This is a genomic window from Pseudomonas sp. TE50-2 (assembly GCF_040813665.1).
In the GTDB taxonomy this organism is placed as follows: Bacteria; Pseudomonadota; Gammaproteobacteria; order Pseudomonadales; family Pseudomonadaceae; genus Aquipseudomonas; species Aquipseudomonas soli.
This window is the reverse complement of record NZ_JBFNXN010000001.1, coordinates 2,321,860-2,336,561: the sequence shown is the minus strand read 5'-3', so window position 1 is coordinate 2,336,561 and position 14,702 is coordinate 2,321,860. Positions and strand designations below refer to the sequence as shown.

Annotated in this window: 15 protein-coding genes; 7 read left to right on the top strand and 8 right to left on the bottom strand. The window is 65.9% G+C overall.

The features are described 5' to 3' along the window. Positions 1 to 40: 40 nt before the first annotated feature. Both AAHK21_RS10615 and AAHK21_RS10610 read right to left on the bottom strand, forming a co-directional pair. Positions 41 to 517 (bottom strand): Lrp/AsnC family transcriptional regulator, encoded by a 477-nt coding sequence (locus AAHK21_RS10615; protein WP_011535815.1) that lies wholly within the window; start codon positions 515 to 517, stop codon positions 41 to 43. Between the two features lie 312 nt (positions 518 to 829). Then, complete coding sequence (locus AAHK21_RS10610; protein ID WP_367857221.1) at positions 830 to 2,035, bottom strand: MFS transporter; 1,206 nt, start codon at positions 2,033 to 2,035, stop codon at positions 830 to 832. 133 nt (positions 2,036 to 2,168) lie between these two features. On the opposite strand from AAHK21_RS10610, the gene AAHK21_RS10605 reads away from it, so the two are divergent. Further along, positions 2,169 to 2,753: a TetR/AcrR family transcriptional regulator gene (locus tag AAHK21_RS10605; RefSeq protein ID WP_367857220.1), complete on the top strand. Its 585-nt coding sequence runs from the start codon at positions 2,169 to 2,171 to the stop codon at positions 2,751 to 2,753. Between the two features lie 84 nt (positions 2,754 to 2,837). Next, positions 2,838 to 3,671 (top strand): DUF6515 family protein, encoded by an 834-nt coding sequence (locus tag AAHK21_RS10600; RefSeq protein ID WP_046857260.1) that lies wholly within the window; start codon positions 2,838 to 2,840, stop codon positions 3,669 to 3,671. A 21-nt stretch (positions 3,672 to 3,692) separates the two neighbouring features. Here the strand turns inward: AAHK21_RS10600 and AAHK21_RS10595 are convergent, their stop codons facing one another. Beyond that, positions 3,693 to 4,562 carry a cation diffusion facilitator family transporter gene (locus AAHK21_RS10595; RefSeq protein ID WP_367857219.1) on the bottom strand — a complete coding sequence of 290 codons (870 nt, stop codon included), beginning with the start codon at positions 4,560 to 4,562 and terminating at the stop codon, positions 3,693 to 3,695. Between the two features lie 25 nt (positions 4,563 to 4,587). Then, a complete protein-coding gene (locus AAHK21_RS10590; RefSeq protein WP_367857218.1) occupies positions 4,588 to 5,007 on the bottom strand; it encodes a polyribonucleotide nucleotidyltransferase in 420 nt (139 codons plus the stop codon). 120 nt (positions 5,008 to 5,127) lie between these two features. Here AAHK21_RS10590 and hrpB point away from each other — a divergent pair, with 120 nt between their 5' ends. Continuing rightward, positions 5,128 to 7,656: an ATP-dependent helicase HrpB gene (gene hrpB / locus AAHK21_RS10585; protein ID WP_367857217.1), complete on the top strand. Its 2,529-nt coding sequence runs from the start codon at positions 5,128 to 5,130 to the stop codon at positions 7,654 to 7,656. Here the strand turns inward: hrpB and AAHK21_RS10580 are convergent. Together AAHK21_RS10580 and AAHK21_RS10575 are read right to left on the bottom strand one after the other, a co-directional pair. Next, on the bottom strand, positions 7,653 to 8,144 hold the full coding sequence (locus tag AAHK21_RS10580; protein WP_046857256.1) for a hypothetical protein: 492 nt from the start codon (positions 8,142 to 8,144) through the stop codon (positions 7,653 to 7,655). The two genes, hrpB and AAHK21_RS10580, sit on opposite strands and share 4 nt — an antisense overlap. Before the next feature lie 107 nt (positions 8,145 to 8,251). Beyond that, a complete protein-coding gene (locus AAHK21_RS10575) occupies positions 8,252 to 8,908 on the bottom strand; it encodes a YciC family protein (RefSeq protein ID WP_367857216.1) in 657 nt (218 codons plus the stop codon). A 157-nt stretch (positions 8,909 to 9,065) separates the two neighbouring features. On the opposite strand from AAHK21_RS10575, the gene AAHK21_RS10570 reads away from it, so the two are divergent. Both AAHK21_RS10570 and AAHK21_RS10565 read left to right on the top strand, forming a co-directional pair. After that, positions 9,066 to 9,800, top strand: coding sequence for a DUF2076 domain-containing protein (locus AAHK21_RS10570; protein WP_367857215.1), 735 nt, complete (start codon positions 9,066 to 9,068; stop codon positions 9,798 to 9,800). A gap of 108 nt (positions 9,801 to 9,908) precedes the next feature. After that, complete coding sequence (locus AAHK21_RS10565) at positions 9,909 to 10,388, top strand: NYN domain-containing protein (protein ID WP_023631362.1); 480 nt, start codon at positions 9,909 to 9,911, stop codon at positions 10,386 to 10,388. An 8-nt stretch (positions 10,389 to 10,396) separates the two neighbouring features. Here AAHK21_RS10565 and AAHK21_RS10560 read toward each other — a convergent pair whose 3' ends face one another. Continuing rightward, a complete protein-coding gene (locus AAHK21_RS10560; protein ID WP_023631363.1) occupies positions 10,397 to 10,855 on the bottom strand; it encodes an Lrp/AsnC family transcriptional regulator in 459 nt (152 codons plus the stop codon). Positions 10,856 to 11,007: 152 nt separating this feature from the next. Here AAHK21_RS10560 and yedA point away from each other — a divergent pair, with 152 nt between their 5' ends. Together yedA and AAHK21_RS10550 are read left to right on the top strand one after the other, a co-directional pair. Next, complete coding sequence (gene yedA, locus AAHK21_RS10555; protein ID WP_038707293.1) at positions 11,008 to 11,928, top strand: drug/metabolite exporter YedA; 921 nt, start codon at positions 11,008 to 11,010, stop codon at positions 11,926 to 11,928. A gap of 55 nt (positions 11,929 to 11,983) precedes the next feature. Then, the gene (locus tag AAHK21_RS10550; protein ID WP_046857252.1) at positions 11,984 to 13,315 is read left to right on the top strand and encodes a DEAD/DEAH box helicase; all 1,332 of its coding nucleotides are present in this window, start codon (positions 11,984 to 11,986) and stop codon (positions 13,313 to 13,315) included. 34 nt (positions 13,316 to 13,349) lie between these two features. Here AAHK21_RS10550 and AAHK21_RS10545 read toward each other — a convergent pair whose 3' ends face one another. Further along, positions 13,350 to 14,591: a TIGR03862 family flavoprotein gene (locus tag AAHK21_RS10545; RefSeq protein WP_367857214.1), complete on the bottom strand. Its 1,242-nt coding sequence runs from the start codon at positions 14,589 to 14,591 to the stop codon at positions 13,350 to 13,352. Between the last annotated feature and the right edge of the window lie 111 nt (positions 14,592 to 14,702).

The following is a 14,702-nucleotide window of genomic DNA, read 5'->3' as shown; positions in this document are numbered from 1 at the left end:
GCAAGCACAAAGCCCGATCATACGCCGGGCGCGCAGGGATTCAACGCAGGTGGGTCAATGGCAGCTCAGTGCTGGCCAGTACCTGGTTGAGCACGAAGCTGGAGCGCACACTGGTCACCCCTTCGATACGGGTCAGGCTGCCCAGCAGCAGTTTCTGGTAATGGTCCATGTCCGGCACCACCACCTTGAGCTGGTAGTCGGCGTCCATTCCGGTGACCAGGCTGCACTCGAGGACCTGGGGCAGGCTGCGGATCGCCGCCTCGAAGGTTTCGAAACGTTCGGGGGTGTGCCGGTCCATGCCGATCAGCACATAGGCCGTAAGGCTCAGGCCGAGTTTCTTGCGATCCAGCAGCGCTACCTGGCGCGAGATATAACCGTCGTCTTCAAGCTGCTTGACCCGACGTGAGCACGGGGAAGGCGACAAGCCGATGCGCTCGGCCAGTTCCTGGTTGGAGATGCGCGCATCGCGCTGCAATTCAGCGAGGATGCTCAGGTCGTAGCGGTCGAGCTTGCTCATGGAAAGGGCCTTTTCTGTTCAGATTGCGGCGAATTATCGATCCTGAGTGAAAAATTGCGCAAGCCCTATTTAACAGAGCAATCTTCGCAATCCTCTGCCCCAGCGTCTGCCCTATCTTTATCAACAGAATCACTGCCCGGACATCAGTCCACGGCGACGCGCCCTAGGCGGGCGGTCGCGGCCAGCCATCCAACAGGATCCGCCAGGCCCCCGGGCTACGCACTGTCCAGAAGACGGCGCGAGGTGAGCCGGTGCCACAAGTGCCGAGCACGGACGACAATTCCCGAAGGGAGGCCGCAAGGCCTCCCTTTTTTATTGTGCTGAAGATTGCACAGGCCTGGCCTGGCGACGACCCGCCACGGCGAGCGCCGCCAGCAGCACCAGCAAGCCGCCGATCACGGCAATCATGAAGCCGCTGTGTGTTGTCGTGGCGTCTACCCATTGGCCAGCGCCTGCCGCGCCGATGGCCACGCCGACATTCAGCCCGGCGAGCAGCCAGGTCAGGCCCTCGGTCAGCTGGCGCTCTGGCACGCTACGCTCGACCAGGGCCATGGCCACGATCATGGTCGGGGCGAAGAACACCCCGGCCAGTAACACTGCCGCCGCGAGCAGGGCGATATTGCCGACCAGGAGCAGCGGCAGGGTGCTGAGGGTGGTGGCGAGTGCGCCGACCAGCAACTGACGGGGCAGCGACATCCGCCAGCGCAGGGTGCCGAACAGCAGCCCGGAAACGCAGGAGCCCACGGCATAGGCCGACAACACCAGGCTGGCGGCAGCCGGTTGCCCTTGTTCGTTGGCGAAGGCGACGCTGACGATGTCCACGGTGCCGACGATCATGCCCATTGCCACCATCAGCAGCGTCAGCTGAGGCACCCCTGCGCATCGCCATGCCGGCAGGTCACGCCTGGACGAGGTTTCGGCAGCGGCCACCGGTGGTTCGCTGCCGGTCTGCAGGGTCAACGCCAGGGTACCCAGCAGCAGTAACGCGGCAGCGGCCAGCAACCCGGTCTGGGGCCACAGCGCCACGCTGAGCCCGACGGCCAGCGGTGGGCCGGCAATGAAGCTGACTTCATCGAGTACGGTTTCCAGCGAGTAGGCAGTCTGCAGTTGCGGCTGGCCGCGGTACAGGTGGGTCCAGCGCGCCCGGACCATCGCTGACATGCTCGGCATGCAGCCGGCCAGCAGGGCGGCGACGAACAGCAGCCAGTCGGCGCTGCGCCACCAGGCGCAGGCAGCCATCAGCAGCAGCCCGAGCACGCTCAGCAGGCTGGCCGGCGGCAGCACGCGGCGCTGGCCCAGGCGATCCACCAGGCGTGATACCTGTGGCGACAACAGGGCATAGGTGAGCACGAAGCAGGCCGACACCGCCCCGGCCAGGGCATAGCTGCCGCGCCATTGCGCCACCAGCGTGATGATGCCGATACCGGTCATGGGCAACGGCAGGCGGGCCAGCAGGCCGGCCAAGGTGAACCCGAGGGTTCCGGTCGGGACGAACAAGTGTGCATAAGGGTTGGGCATGTCGCTTCCTCCGTGAGGCGGCCCGCTTGCTGGCGGCAAGGCAGGGCGTGGATAATACGTACAGTGCGTATGATTAAATATTCATACGAGCTGAATGTAAATATTCATACGGATTGTACGTAAAGGAGAGGCCATGGTTCGTCGCACCCGCGCCGAGATGGAAGAAACCCGCGCCGCCTTGTTGGCAATGGCCCGCCAGGTCTTCAGCGAACAAGGCTACGCACAGGCGTCCATGGATGACCTGACCGCTCGCGCCGGGCTTACCCGTGGTGCGCTCTACCACCATTTCGGCGACAAGCAGGGCCTGCTGGCGGCCGTGGTGGCACAGATCGATGGTGAGATGGATGCACGTCTGCTGGCCATCTCCGCATCCTGCGATGACCCCTGGCAAGGCTTCTGCCAGCGTTGCGAGGCCTACCTGCGCATGGCCCGCGAGCCGGAGATCCAGCGCATTGTCCTGCGTGACGCGCGCGCCGTCCTGGGTGCGGCCTCGCCTGAGGCGCAGCAGCATTGCATCGCATCACTGCAGCGGATGCTCAGCGGGCTGGTCCAGCAAGGTGTGGTTGCCGAGGCCGATCCCTGGGCGTTGGCGACCCTGGTACATGGCAGCCTGTCGGAGGCGGCGGTCTGGATCGCCCAGGCGGAGGACGGCGATTCCCGCCTCGGCCAGGCCCTGGTCGCCCTGGAGTTGATGCTGCGTGGCTTGCTGGCGCGCTAGGCTGTCGGCTATTTCATCTGCCGGTCGCGGTCTGCGCAGTAGACTGCGTACGGTAAAGCAGGCGTTTTCATCGAGAGGAACAACATGAGTTCGCGCATCTGGCGGTTGGCAGGTGTTGGTTTGCTGGGCCTGGGCATCAGCCTGGGCGCTATGGCCGAGGGCCCCGGAGACGGGCATGACGGTCATGGCGGCCAGCAGGAGCAGGGCGGTGGTGAACGGCGCGGATCGCCGCTCAATTCACGTGATGAAGTGCGCCAGACGCAACCGCCGCGCCAGGGCTACTACCAGGACATTCCCCGGCGTTACGGTGACAACCGTCACTGGGAGGCGGGTGGTCCGGGTCAGCGCCCCGGCGGCGATTGGTCGGGACGGCCCGATGGTCATGGCAATGGCTGGGGGCCAGGGCCGCAGTATCACCCCGGGCACACTGTCGATCGCTTCCCGGACCGCTACTGGAAGGTGCCTTACCGTGGACAGGACTACTTCTACTCCGGCGGTTATTGGTACCGGCCCCATGGCGGCGGCTACGTGGTGGTCACGCCGCCTTACGGTGTGCGGGTCGGCTATCTGCCGCCCTATGCCCGCGAGGTGTGGTTGAGCGGTGCGTTGTTCTTCCTGGTGGCCGACACCTACTACCAGTACCTCGCCGACAGCCGCGAGTACGTGGTGGTCAACCCGCCCAGCGTCGCGCCTGCACCGCAGCAGCAGGGCAGTGGCTATGATGTGATCGCCTACCCGATGTACGGCCAGGGGCCGGAGCAGCAGGAGCAGGACCGCTACCAGTGCCACCGCTGGGCGGTGAGCCAGTCGGGGTTCGATCCGGCGACGGCGACCTATGCGCCTCCGGCCAATGTGGCGGACAACTATAGGCGGGCATTGGGCGCGTGCCTGAGTGGGCGCGGCTACAGCGTCAATTGACGGGGCATTCGCGATGGCGGGCTACACCGGGTCGGCGTGAACCATCACATCGGCCCGCGGATAGCGCTGGCGAATGACCTGCGAAGCCTGCACGCATAATTCATGGGCGGCGTGCAGCGGCATTTCGCCGGGCAACTCCAGATGCAGCTGCACGAACCACTGGCTGCCGGACACCCGCGTGCGCAGGTCATGCACCCCCTTTACCCCGGGAATCGCCAGCACCACTTCGAGCATGCGCTCGCCGACATCGGCAGGCAGTTCCTTGTCCATCAGGATCGCCGTGCTCTCGCGGGCGATCTGCAGCGCGCTCCACAGGATGTACAGGGCGATGCCCAGGCCGAACAGGGCATCGAGCTGCGGCCAGCCGAAGCGGGCCAGCAGCAGCGCCAGGAGGATGCTGGCGTTGAGCAGCAGGTCGGAGCGGTAGTGCAGCGAGTCGGCGCGCACGGCCGTGGAGCCGGTCGCGCGGATGACCTTGCGCTGGAATGCCAGCAATGCGAGGGTCATTATCAGCGACAGCAGCATCACCGCGATGCCGGCGGCGGTGTCGCCCAAAGGCTCCGGCGACTTCAGCCGATCAACCGCCTGCACCCCGATCAGCACCGCACTGACCCCGATGAACAGCGCCTGGGCCATGCCGGCCAGGGCTTCGGCCTTGCCGTGGCCGAAGCGGTGATCGTCGTCGGCGGGGCGCAAGGCGTAGTGAACGGCAAGCAGGTTGAGAAAGGAGGCGGCGGCATCCAGCGCCGAGTCGGTCAGCCCGGCCAGCAGGCTGACCGAGCCGCTCAGCCACCAGGCCACGGCCTTGCTCAGCACCAGGATGCAGGCGACGCTCAGCGAGGCACGGGTGGCCAGGCGCAGCAGGCGTTGGTGTTCGGCGGTGACGGTCATGCGCAGTGGATCGTCCGTGGTCGGATCAGGCGGCGGGCACCAAGCCGTAGCTGGCCAGTTGTTCGACACTGCCACGGTGCTGGATCAGGCGTGGGTCGTTCAATGGCAGGCGCTGGCCCAGTTCGCTCTCCAGGATAGCCTGCAGCTTGGCCCTGTCGACCTGGCCGTTGGCATTGATCGCCGGCTTGAGCTTGGTCGGGTCGACATGGGCCGTGGTGCCCCCAGGGTAGTAGATGGCGCCGGTGGCGAAGTCGATACCGAAGGCGATCAGGCCGGGAATGACATAGAACAGGATACCGATGGCATCCAGCGCCGCGACTACCGGATCGATCTTGCCTTCGATCTGGCCGCGACGGTCAGGGTAGAACAGGGTGCCGCAGGCCGTCAGCTGGGTCAGCAAGGTGGCGATGAGGGCGCCACCGATGACGCGGGAGGGGATGCGCATGTGAATCTCCGAAAGGTAACGACGATCAAGGGCGCGGCAATCGCCGCGCGCCTGAGGTTAAGACCATGATAGGGCTGCCTCGGTTCGCCGTTATACTCGGACGATTGTCCGAGGACCACCATGATTTCATTACCGATCGATGCCGTACTGTCCGACCTGCGCCAGGCCCTGGCCGAACGTGACGAAGCGGTGCTCGAGGCGCCACCCGGCGCCGGCAAGACCACCCGCGTACCGCTGGCGCTGCTCGACGAGCCCTGGCTGGCCGGGCAGACCATCCTCATGCTCGAGCCCAGGCGCCTGGCCGCCCGCGCCGCCGCCGAACGCTTGGCCTGCGAGCTGGGCGAGAAGGTCGGCGAAACCGTGGGTTATCGCATCCGTCTCGACAGCAAGGTCGGCCCGAACACGCGCATCGAAGTGGTCACCGAAGGCATTCTCACCCGCCGTCTGCAAAGCGATCCTGCGCTTGAAGGCGTGGGCCTGGTGATCTTCGACGAGTTCCACGAGCGCAGCCTGGATGCCGACCTGGCCCTGGCCCTGAGCCTCAACGGTCGGGCGCTGCTGCGTGATGAGCCGCCGCTGAAGATTCTGCTCATGTCGGCGACCTTGGAGGGTGAGCGCCTGTCGCGCCTGCTCGACGATGCACCGATCATCAGCAGTCAGGGACGCATGCACCCGGTGGATATCCGCTGGGGCCGGCCGTTCCAGCCTGGCGAGTTCGTCGAACCGCGGGTGGTCGACTGCGTGCTCCAGGCCCTGGCCGACGAATCCGGCAGTCTGTTGGTATTCCTTCCCGGGCAGGCCGAGATCCGCCGCGTGTACCAGGCTCTGCAGGAGGCCGTGGGCGAGCGTCCGCAGATCCTGCTCTGCCCGCTGCACGGCGAGCTTGAGCTGAGTGCCCAGCGCGCCGCCATCGAGCCGGCGCCCAAGGGCCAGCGCAAGGTGGTGCTGGCCACCAACATTGCCGAAACCAGCCTGACCATCGACGGTGTGCGCGTGGTGATCGACGCAGGGCTTGCGCGGGTGCCACGCTTCGACCCCGGCAGCGGCATGACCCGCCTGGACACCCAGCGCATCTCCCGGGCCAGCGCCACCCAGCGCGCCGGTCGTGCCGGGCGCCTCGAGCCTGGCGTGTGCTATCGGCTGTGGTCCGAGGCGCAGCATGACCAGTTGGCGGCCCACGGCAGTGCCGAGATCCTCCAGGCCGATCTGGCCGGACTGGCCCTGCAGCTGGCGCGTTGGGGAGTGCCGCCGGAGCAGCTCGGCTGGCTCGACCAGCCACCTGCCGCAGCCTATGGTCAAGCCCAGGACCTGCTGACCCGGCTCGGCGCCTTCAAGCCAGGTTGCCGCGACAATCTGAGCGCCCATGGCCAGGCCATGGCCGAGCTGCCTGCGCATCCACGCATCGCCCATTTGCTGCTGCGCGGTCAGGATCTCGGGTTGGCCGAGCTGGCGTGCGATGTCGCAGCGTTGCTGGGCGAGCGCGACATCCAGCGTGGTGGTGGTGCCGACCTGCATAGCCGGCTGGCTTTGCTCAGCGGTGAAAGCCGGGCCGCGCGAGGTGGGCAGGGTGGTGTGCAGCGTGCGCGGCAGTTGGCCCGGCAATACCGTGGCCAGCTGCGTGGCAAACCGCGCAGCCCGGTCGCCGACCCCGACCATCCACGCTGGCTGGGCGCGGTGCTGGCGCTGGCCTACCCCGACCGGGTGGCGCAACAACGTCGCGAAGGTGGCGGCGAATACCGCCTGGCCAATGGCCGGGCGGCGCTGTTCGCCGAAGCCGATGTGCTGATGAAAAGCCCCTGGCTGGTGATTGCCGACCTGGGCAGCCGGCAGGGGCAGCGCGAGGAACGCATCTACCTGGCTGCAGAGTTCGACCCGGCTTTGTTCGACGGAGTGCTGGCCGAGCAGGTCGAGCAACTCGACCTGCTCGACTGGGACGAACGCGAACAGGTGTTGCGCGCCGAGCGCCAGCGCAAGGTCGGCGAGCTGGTGCTCAGCCGTGAACCGTTGCCTGGGCTGGACGACGAGGCGCGGGCCAAGGCGTTGCTCGGCCTGGTTCGGCGCAAAGGTCTGAACCTGCTGACCTGGACCCCGGAACTGCGCCAGTGGCAGGCCCGCGTCGCGCTGCTGCGTCAGCTGGATCTGGAAAAGGACGGCCACAGCGAGTGGCCCGATCTGGGCGACGACGCCTTGCTGGCCAGCCTGGAAGACTGGCTGCAACCCTACCTGGGCAAGGTGTCGCGGCTGAGCCATTTCGCCAACCTGGATCTGTCCTCGATCCTGCGCAACCTGCTGCCCTGGCCGCTGCCCCAGCGTCTGGACGAGTTCGCGCCGTCGCACTTGGCCGTGCCTTCGGGCTCAAGCATCCGCCTGGACTACAGCGAGCAACCACCGATCCTGGCCGTGCGCCTGCAGGAGCTGTTCGGCCTGGCCGATACTCCGCGCATCGCCAATGGGCGGCAGCAGGTCAAGCTGCACCTGCTGTCGCCAGCACGTCGGCCCGTGCAAGTGACCCAGGACCTGGCCAACTTCTGGCGCACCACCTACGCCGAGGTGAAGAAAGACTTGAAAGGGCGCTATCCCAAGCATTACTGGCCGGACGATCCGCTGGTGGCCGAGGCTACGGCGCGGGCCAAACCCAGGAAAGCCTAGATTGCTCGCACTATCAGGTACTCGTGTGTTTCACCGGCGCCAGTTGTCAGATAAAGACTGCTGGACTTGTCACTGGCCACGGTCTTGACCTGGTGGCCCAGGTTGTCACGGAACCGACAGCGCACTTGATCGCTGCTCCACGTCAAGGGTTGCAGCTTCCAGAAGTTTGCAGCAGAGGTATTGGTGTAAAGGCCCAAATGTCCACTGGAGTCGGTAGCCAACTGCCGTGCGCTGTTGATTGCCGATGAAATCAGGAAGTGCAGGCGGTTGGGGCCTTTGGAGTGGTAACGGAACAGAAAGACTTCTGCCTGTTCATCGCCACCCACTTGAAGCCAGCCTGTGTCATTTCGCACATTCACGTCGAAGCTGAAATCGTAGTGGTTTTCATGGATATGGACAGGTGCCCATCTTCCATTCTTCCGAAGGTGGATTGTTGCAAGAAATGATCGGCCGTCTGCCCACGGCTTGGCAGGTTGATCTGCGCTCATGGCATTCTCCTGAAGGCAAAGTGAGTTGCGCCTTCCGGTAACGAGGCGCAACTCACGGTAAGCATCCGCAGGCGAGAAGGGCAGATTGAAAGGGTTCCTGGCTGGCGTCAGGCGCCCGTTTCACTGTCCAGCAGCATGAACAAGCGGTACAGCACCACGGTGCTGAACAGCTGCAGGAAGCCGCTGAGGCTGTCCAGCGCCAGTTGTACTCCGGCCTGCGGCTTGGGGAACAGCTGCAGCAGCAGGCCGTCGATCAGCCACAGCGGCGCCAGCACCGAGAGCATGCACACCATGATGCGCAGGAAGTGCCCGGTGGTCATGCGCGCGCTGGTGCGCATCGCCTCGATCACCGGCAGGCCGCGCAGCACCAGCAGGTACTCGGCGAACACCAGGTTCACCATGATCCACACGCCGGGGAAGATGAACAGCGCCAGGCCCGCCATGATCAGCAGCGAGCTGATCACGATCAGCAGGGCCAGCATCGGCCACAGCTGCAGGGCGCGGGCAAACAGGTCGCGCTTGGCGGTGTCCTGGCCATTGCTGCGGGTGTCGAGGTAGAGGATCAGCGCGGCGCTGTACAGCGGATAGAACAGCAGGCTGACCAGCATGCCGTAGGCCGGCGAGGCCTGTTCGCCCAGCTGGTTGTAGAGCAGCTGGGTGCCGAGGGCCTCGAGTACCACCAACGGCAGGCACAGCTGGAGGATGCTCGTCAGGTGACGGCGGAAGAAGTACAGGGAGTCGCGCAGAACGCTCAACGGATTCATCGGTCAACATCGCATGGCGGAAAAAGCAGGGCGTAACTTTAGCCCAGACCGCCCGCTTGCTGAAAAAAGTTTCATGGCCGGGGCAATTGAATCGTCGCGCCCGGCCCCCCATCTTTGACGCTGTCCGATGCCCTGTTCAGCGCACGAGGTTGTCCCGATGAACACTGAAGAACAAACCCTGATCGATGGCCTGTTCGGCCGTCTCAAGCAAGCCGAAGACCCGGCCCAGCCGCGCGATGTCCAGGCCCAGGCGCGCATCGAGGAGCACCTGCGCCAGCAGCCGGCGGCGCCGTACTACATGGCCCAGGCGATCCTGGTGCAGGAAGCGGCGATCAAGCGCCTGGACGAACAGAACAAGCAGCTCGAGGCCGAGCTCAAGCAAGCGCGGGCGCAACTGGAGGCAAGCCGCCCCAGTGGCAGCGGCGGCGGTTTTCTTTCCAGCATCTTCGGCGCGGGAGCGCGCAGCCCGGAGCCGCAGCGGCCGGTTGCAGCGGCTTCGACTTCCACGGGAGGCTGGCGTGAGCCGGCGCCGCAGGCTTACACCCCGCCGCCATCGCAACAGGGTTTCGGTGCGGTGCCTGCTCCGGCGCGCAGCGGTGCCAGCAGCTTCCTCGGCGGGGCAATGCAGACTGCTGCGGGGGTGGCTGGTGGCGTGCTGCTGGCCCAAGGTATCAGCAGCCTGTTCAACCACAACTCGCAGCCTGAAGAAATCGTCGAGGTGATCAAGGAAGAGCCGGCGCCGGCCAGCGACGCTGGCGGCTGGAACGATCAGGACAGTCAGCGCCAGGTGGCCGACAACGGTGGCTGGGGCAATGACCAGGGCGGGTTCGCCGATACCGACTACAGCGGCGGCGACGATGGCGGCTTCTTCTCGGACGACGACTACGTCTGAGGGCTCTGGCATACTGCAGCGTCTGATTGCGGGGCAAGCCCGCTCCTGCCGAAGCGTGGGGGCGGGCTTGCCCCGCGATTGTCTGCCACCGCCAGAGAGAGGCTCCCGGTGAAGAAAATCGCGCTGTTCGCCGATGTACAGAACCTCTACTACACGGTTCGCCAAGGCCATGGCTGCCATTTCAACTACGCCGCGCTGTGGGCCGACGTCAGCCGCGAGGGCCAGATCGTCGAAGCGGTGGCCTATGCCATCGACCGCGGCGACAGCAAGCAGCAGCAGTTCCAGCAGATCCTGCGCAACCTCGGTTTCGAGGTGCGCCTCAAGCCGTTCATCCAACGTGCCGACGGTTCGGCCAAGGGTGACTGGGACGTGGGCATCACCCTCGATGTGATCGAGGCGGCGGCACGGGTCGACCAGGTAGTGCTGGCCTCTGGCGACGGTGATTTCGACCTGTTGCTGGAGCGGGCGATGCAACGCCATGGCGTGGAAACCGTCGTGTACGGCGTGCCGGGGTTGACGGCGTTGTCGGTAATCCGCGCCGCAAGCCGCTACGTGCCGATCGAGGGCAGGCTGCTGCTGCGTCACTGAACCCAGGCTCAGGTTTTTTTGCCGTTGCCCCCCAGATGCCCCAGCGGCACCCTTCGCGCCACCGCGCTGGACAGGATGATCGAGGTCTTGGTGAAGCCCAGCTGCGACACGCGGTTGATCAGCGCCTCCAACTCGCCCATGGACGTGACCGCCGCTTGCATGATCACGCACGGGTCACCGGTCACTCGGTGGCATTCGGTGAGTTCAGGGATCTTCTCCAAGGCCTCGTAGGCCTGCTGGTTGCCATGGCTGGCCAGCCGCAGTTCCATCACGCACTGGATCGGCAGGCCGATTTTTTCCAGGTCGACCTTGGCCGTGTAGCCGCTGATAACACCGCTGGCCTCCAGCTTGGCCACCCGCTCGGCCACCGCCGGGGCGGAGAGATTGACCTGGCGCGCCAGCTGCGCGTAGGTGGCCCGGCCGTTTTCCAGCAGCGCGGCGAGAAGCATGCGATCGTACTTGTCCATGGCGATTCCAGGTGACCTTGCAATCGACGGTGAAGCGTCTGCATAACCGTGTATTGCAAAGTGTTTCGGTGTTTTAAACGTGTTTTGTAACTTAAGTTTGCGCGATGGCCTTTCTAAACTAATCCACCCGTAAACGGATTTCGAGCCCTGCCATGTCCACCGCCCGCCGCTTCCCGCTGTTGCTCATCGGAGCCTTCCTTGCCTTGTACCTGGTGTGGGGCTCGACCTACCTGTTCATTCGTATTGGCGTGGAGTCCTGGCCGCCGATGCTGATGGCCGGGGTGCGTTTCGTGATTGCCGGCAGCCTGCTGTATGGCTTCCTGCGCTGGCGCGGCGCGCCGGCGCCGACCTGGCCGCAGTGGCGCGCCGCCGGCGCCATCGGCTTTCTCCTGCTCAGTTGCGGCAACGGTGGCGTGACCCTGGCCGAACACGCCGGGGTCGCCTCGGGCGTGGCGGCGCTGGCGGTGGCCACGGTGCCGCTGTTCACCCTGGTGTTCGGGCTGTTCTTCGGTCATCGCAACTCGCGCCTGGAATGGGCGGGGATCGTCCTCGGGCTGGTCGGCATCGGCATGCTCAACCTGGGCTCGAACCTGCAGGCCAGCCCCATGGGCGCGGCGCTGATCCTGTTCGCCGCGGCGGCCTGGGCCTTCGGCTCGGTGTGGAGCAAGAGCCTGCCGCTGCCCCAGGGCGCCATGGCCAGTGCCGCGGAGATGCTGGTGGGCGGCGCAGCCTTGTTGATCGGCAGCGCCGTGAGCGGTGAGCGCCTGACCGAGATGCCCACGGCCGCCGGTTGGGGGGCGCTGGCCTACCTGGTGTTCTTCGGCTCGATCCTGGCGTTCAGTTCCTACATGTACCTGCTCAAGCACGTGCGTCCAGCGGCAGCGACCAGCTACGCCTACGTCAACCCGGCGGTGGCGGTGCTATTGGGGATCGTCTTCGCCGGCGAGCAGATCGGCGCCGAGGAGTGCGTGGCCATGGCGGTGATCATTGGCGCGGTGGTGCTGATCGGCCTGCCGCAATGGCGCAAGGCGCCGCAGCAGCCAGTGCCGCTGAAAGGCGAAATGTGCAAGTAGGGCAGGGCGTTGCGGTAAACTTGCCGCCTTCGCTGAACCCCCTGACGGTATTGCCATGAATTTCGCCCAACTCGGCCTGATCGAACCGCTGCTGCGCACCTTGCAGACGCTGGACTACACCACGCCCACCCCGATCCAGGCCAAGGCCATCCCCGCCGTGCTCGCCGGTCGCGACCTGATGGCCGCCGCCCAGACCGGCACTGGCAAGACCGCCGGCTTCGCCCTGCCGGTGCTGCAGCGCCTGGCCCTGGAGGGGGAGAAGGTCGCCAGCAACTCGATCCGCGCGCTGGTGCTGGTGCCGACTCGCGAGCTGGCGGAGCAGGTGCACAACAACGTGCGCGAGTACGCCGAAAACCTGCCGCTGAGCACTTACGCGGTGTATGGCGGGGTCAGCATCAACCCGCAGATGATGCGCCTGCGTCGTGGCGTCGACCTGCTGGTGGCGACCCCAGGCCGCTTGCTCGATCTCTTCCGCCAGAACGCAGTGAAGTTCAACCAGGTGCAGACGCTGGTGCTCGACGAAGCCGATCGCATGCTCGACCTGGGCTTTGCCGAGGAGCTGCAATCGGTGTACGCGGCGTTGCCGCGCAAGCGCCAGACACTGCTGTTCTCCGCCACCTTCTCCGAGCAGATTCGCCTGCTCGCGGGCCTGGCGCTGAACGATCCGCTGAGCATCGAAGTGAGCCCGCGCAACGCCGCCGCGACCACGGTCAAGCAGTGGCTGGTGCCTGTGGATAAAAAGCGCAAGGCCGACCTGTTCATCCACCTGATGCGCAAGCAGCGCTGGAAGCAGGTGCTGGTGTTCGCCAAGACTCGCAACGGTGTCGATCAACTGGTCGAGCGCCTGTTGGCCGAGGGCGTGAATGCCGACGGCATCCACGGCGACCGCCCGCAGGCCACCCGCCAGCGTGCCCTGGACAGCTTCAAGACCCGTGAGATCCAGGTATTGGTGGCTACCGATGTGGCCGCTCGCGGCCTGGACATCGACGACCTGCCGCTGGTGGTCAACCTCGACCTGCCAATCGTCGCCGAAGACTACGTGCACCGCATAGGCCGTACCGGCCGCGCGGGGAACAAGGGCGAGGCGATTTCGCTGGTGTGTGCCGACGAGGTGCAATTGCTGGCCACGATCGAGACCCTGATCCGCCAGGTGTTGCCACGGCACGAGGAGCCGGATTTCATCCCCGATCACCGGGTGCCGGTGACCGATGCCAGTGGCCAGGTGCTGAAGAAACCGAAGAAGCCCAAGAAGCCGAAGGAGAACAGCGCCAAGCGAGGCCTGGGGCGCTGGATGGACAGCGAGGGCGCGGGGGCTGCGGCACCGTCGGTCAAGGCGGTGCGCAAGGTACCGGCGTTCGGTGGCAAGCCGCGCAAGCCCAAGCCTTGAGATCCTCGGGGCTGCCTAGCAGCCCCGGCATTCCTCAGGTCAGGCGCGTCAGCCAATCAGCTGCCGCATTTCCCGCCCGCAACCCACTAGCGAAGCATGCCGTCAGCAGGTACCCACCCGTCGGCGCTTCCCAATCCAGCATCTCCCCCGCGCAGAACACCCCAGGCAGGTTGCGCACCATCAGTCCGTCGTCCAACCCTTCGAACCGCACCCCGCCGGCACTGCTGATCGCCTCGTCCAGCGGCCGGGTCCGCACCAGCACGATCGGCAGCGCCTTGATCGCCGCTGCCAGGCACGCGGGGTCGGCAAAGGTCGCCTGGTCGGTCAGTTCGCGCAGCAACGCTGCTTTCACCCCGTCGATGCCCAGCTGACCGTGCAGATGCTTGGCCATCGAGCGCGATCCACGCGGCCTGGCCAGGGCCTGGGCAATCTTGTCCACAGGCCGGTCCGGCAGCAGGTCCAGCAGCAGGGTCGCCTGCCCGTCGCGGTTGATCGCCTCGCGCAGCGCCGCCGACCAGGCATACACCAGGCTGCCCTCCACTCCCTGAGCGGTGAGGATGAACTCGCCCTTGCGCGGCGCGGCGCCGGGGACGCTCATGGCAATATTCTTCAGCGGGGCACCGGCGAACTTGTCCTTGAGCAGCGTGCTCCAGCTTTCGACTTCGAAGCCGCAGTTGCTCGGTTGCAGCGCTGAGATATCCACACCCCGCTCGACCAGCAGCGGTACCCAGGCGCCGTCCGAACCCAGGCGCGCCCAACTACCGCCACCCAGCGCCAGTACCACGGCGTCTGCCTGCACGTGTCGTTCGCCCTGTGGATAACTGATCCGCAAGGCGCCAGCGTCGGTCCAGCCCAGCCAACGGTGGCGGGTGTGGATAACCACCCCGGCCTCGCGCAGGCGCTTGAGCCAGACACGCAGCAGCGGCGCGGCCTTCATGTCGCGGGGAAATACGCGACCCGAGGTGCCGACGAAGGTTTCGATGCCCAGGCCATGAATCCACTGGCGCAGGGCATCGGCGTCGAAGTCGCGCAGCAGCGTGTCGATCTCGCCATAGCGTTTACCGTAGCGGCCGACGAAGGCTGGGTAGGGCTCGGAATGGGTGATGTTCATGCCACCGACACCGGCCAGCAGGAACTTGCGGCCCACCGAGGGCATGGCGTCGAACACTTCAACCGCCATCCCGCGCCTGGCCAGGGCTTCGGCGGCCATCAGGCCAGCAGGGCCGCCACCGATCACGGCGACAAGGGGGCGGGAGGCGGGGCGAGGATCGTTCATGGCGGGCGGCAGGCTGTGGAAAAGAGCGCGCATTCTACCCCAGCGGGACGGCTCGCGGCACTGCTCAAAAAACAACCAACTCTTTGCAGCTCAGGCAGTTAAAGGGCTGGA

What these genes read in the sequence shown, in the direction of transcription:
- hrpB (WP_367857217.1), top strand. Translation starts at nt 5,128, where the DNA reads ATGATTTCATTACCGATCGATGCCGTACTGTCCGACCTGCGCCAGGCC.
- AAHK21_RS10575 (WP_367857216.1), bottom strand. Translation starts at nt 8,908, where the DNA reads ATGAATCCGTTGAGCGTTCTGCGCGACTCCCTGTACTTCTTCCGCCGT.
- AAHK21_RS10595 (WP_367857219.1), bottom strand. Translation starts at nt 4,562, where the DNA reads ATGACCGTCACCGCCGAACACCAACGCCTGCTGCGCCTGGCCACCCGT.
- AAHK21_RS10580 (WP_046857256.1), bottom strand. Translation starts at nt 8,144, where the DNA reads ATGAGCGCAGATCAACCTGCCAAGCCGTGGGCAGACGGCCGATCATTT.
- AAHK21_RS10570 (WP_367857215.1), top strand. Translation starts at nt 9,066, where the DNA reads ATGAACACTGAAGAACAAACCCTGATCGATGGCCTGTTCGGCCGTCTC.
- yedA (WP_038707293.1), top strand. Translation starts at nt 11,008, where the DNA reads ATGTCCACCGCCCGCCGCTTCCCGCTGTTGCTCATCGGAGCCTTCCTT.
- AAHK21_RS10605 (WP_367857220.1), top strand. Translation starts at nt 2,169, where the DNA reads ATGGTTCGTCGCACCCGCGCCGAGATGGAAGAAACCCGCGCCGCCTTG.
- AAHK21_RS10590 (WP_367857218.1), bottom strand. Translation starts at nt 5,007, where the DNA reads ATGCGCATCCCCTCCCGCGTCATCGGTGGCGCCCTCATCGCCACCTTG.
- AAHK21_RS10610 (WP_367857221.1), bottom strand. Translation starts at nt 2,035, where the DNA reads ATGCCCAACCCTTATGCACACTTGTTCGTCCCGACCGGAACCCTCGGG.
- AAHK21_RS10550 (WP_046857252.1), top strand. Translation starts at nt 11,984, where the DNA reads ATGAATTTCGCCCAACTCGGCCTGATCGAACCGCTGCTGCGCACCTTG.
- AAHK21_RS10600 (WP_046857260.1), top strand. Translation starts at nt 2,838, where the DNA reads ATGAGTTCGCGCATCTGGCGGTTGGCAGGTGTTGGTTTGCTGGGCCTG.
- AAHK21_RS10545 (WP_367857214.1), bottom strand. Translation starts at nt 14,591, where the DNA reads ATGAACGATCCTCGCCCCGCCTCCCGCCCCCTTGTCGCCGTGATCGGT.
- AAHK21_RS10615 (WP_011535815.1), bottom strand. Translation starts at nt 517, where the DNA reads ATGAGCAAGCTCGACCGCTACGACCTGAGCATCCTCGCTGAATTGCAG.
- AAHK21_RS10560 (WP_023631363.1), bottom strand. Translation starts at nt 10,855, where the DNA reads ATGGACAAGTACGATCGCATGCTTCTCGCCGCGCTGCTGGAAAACGGC.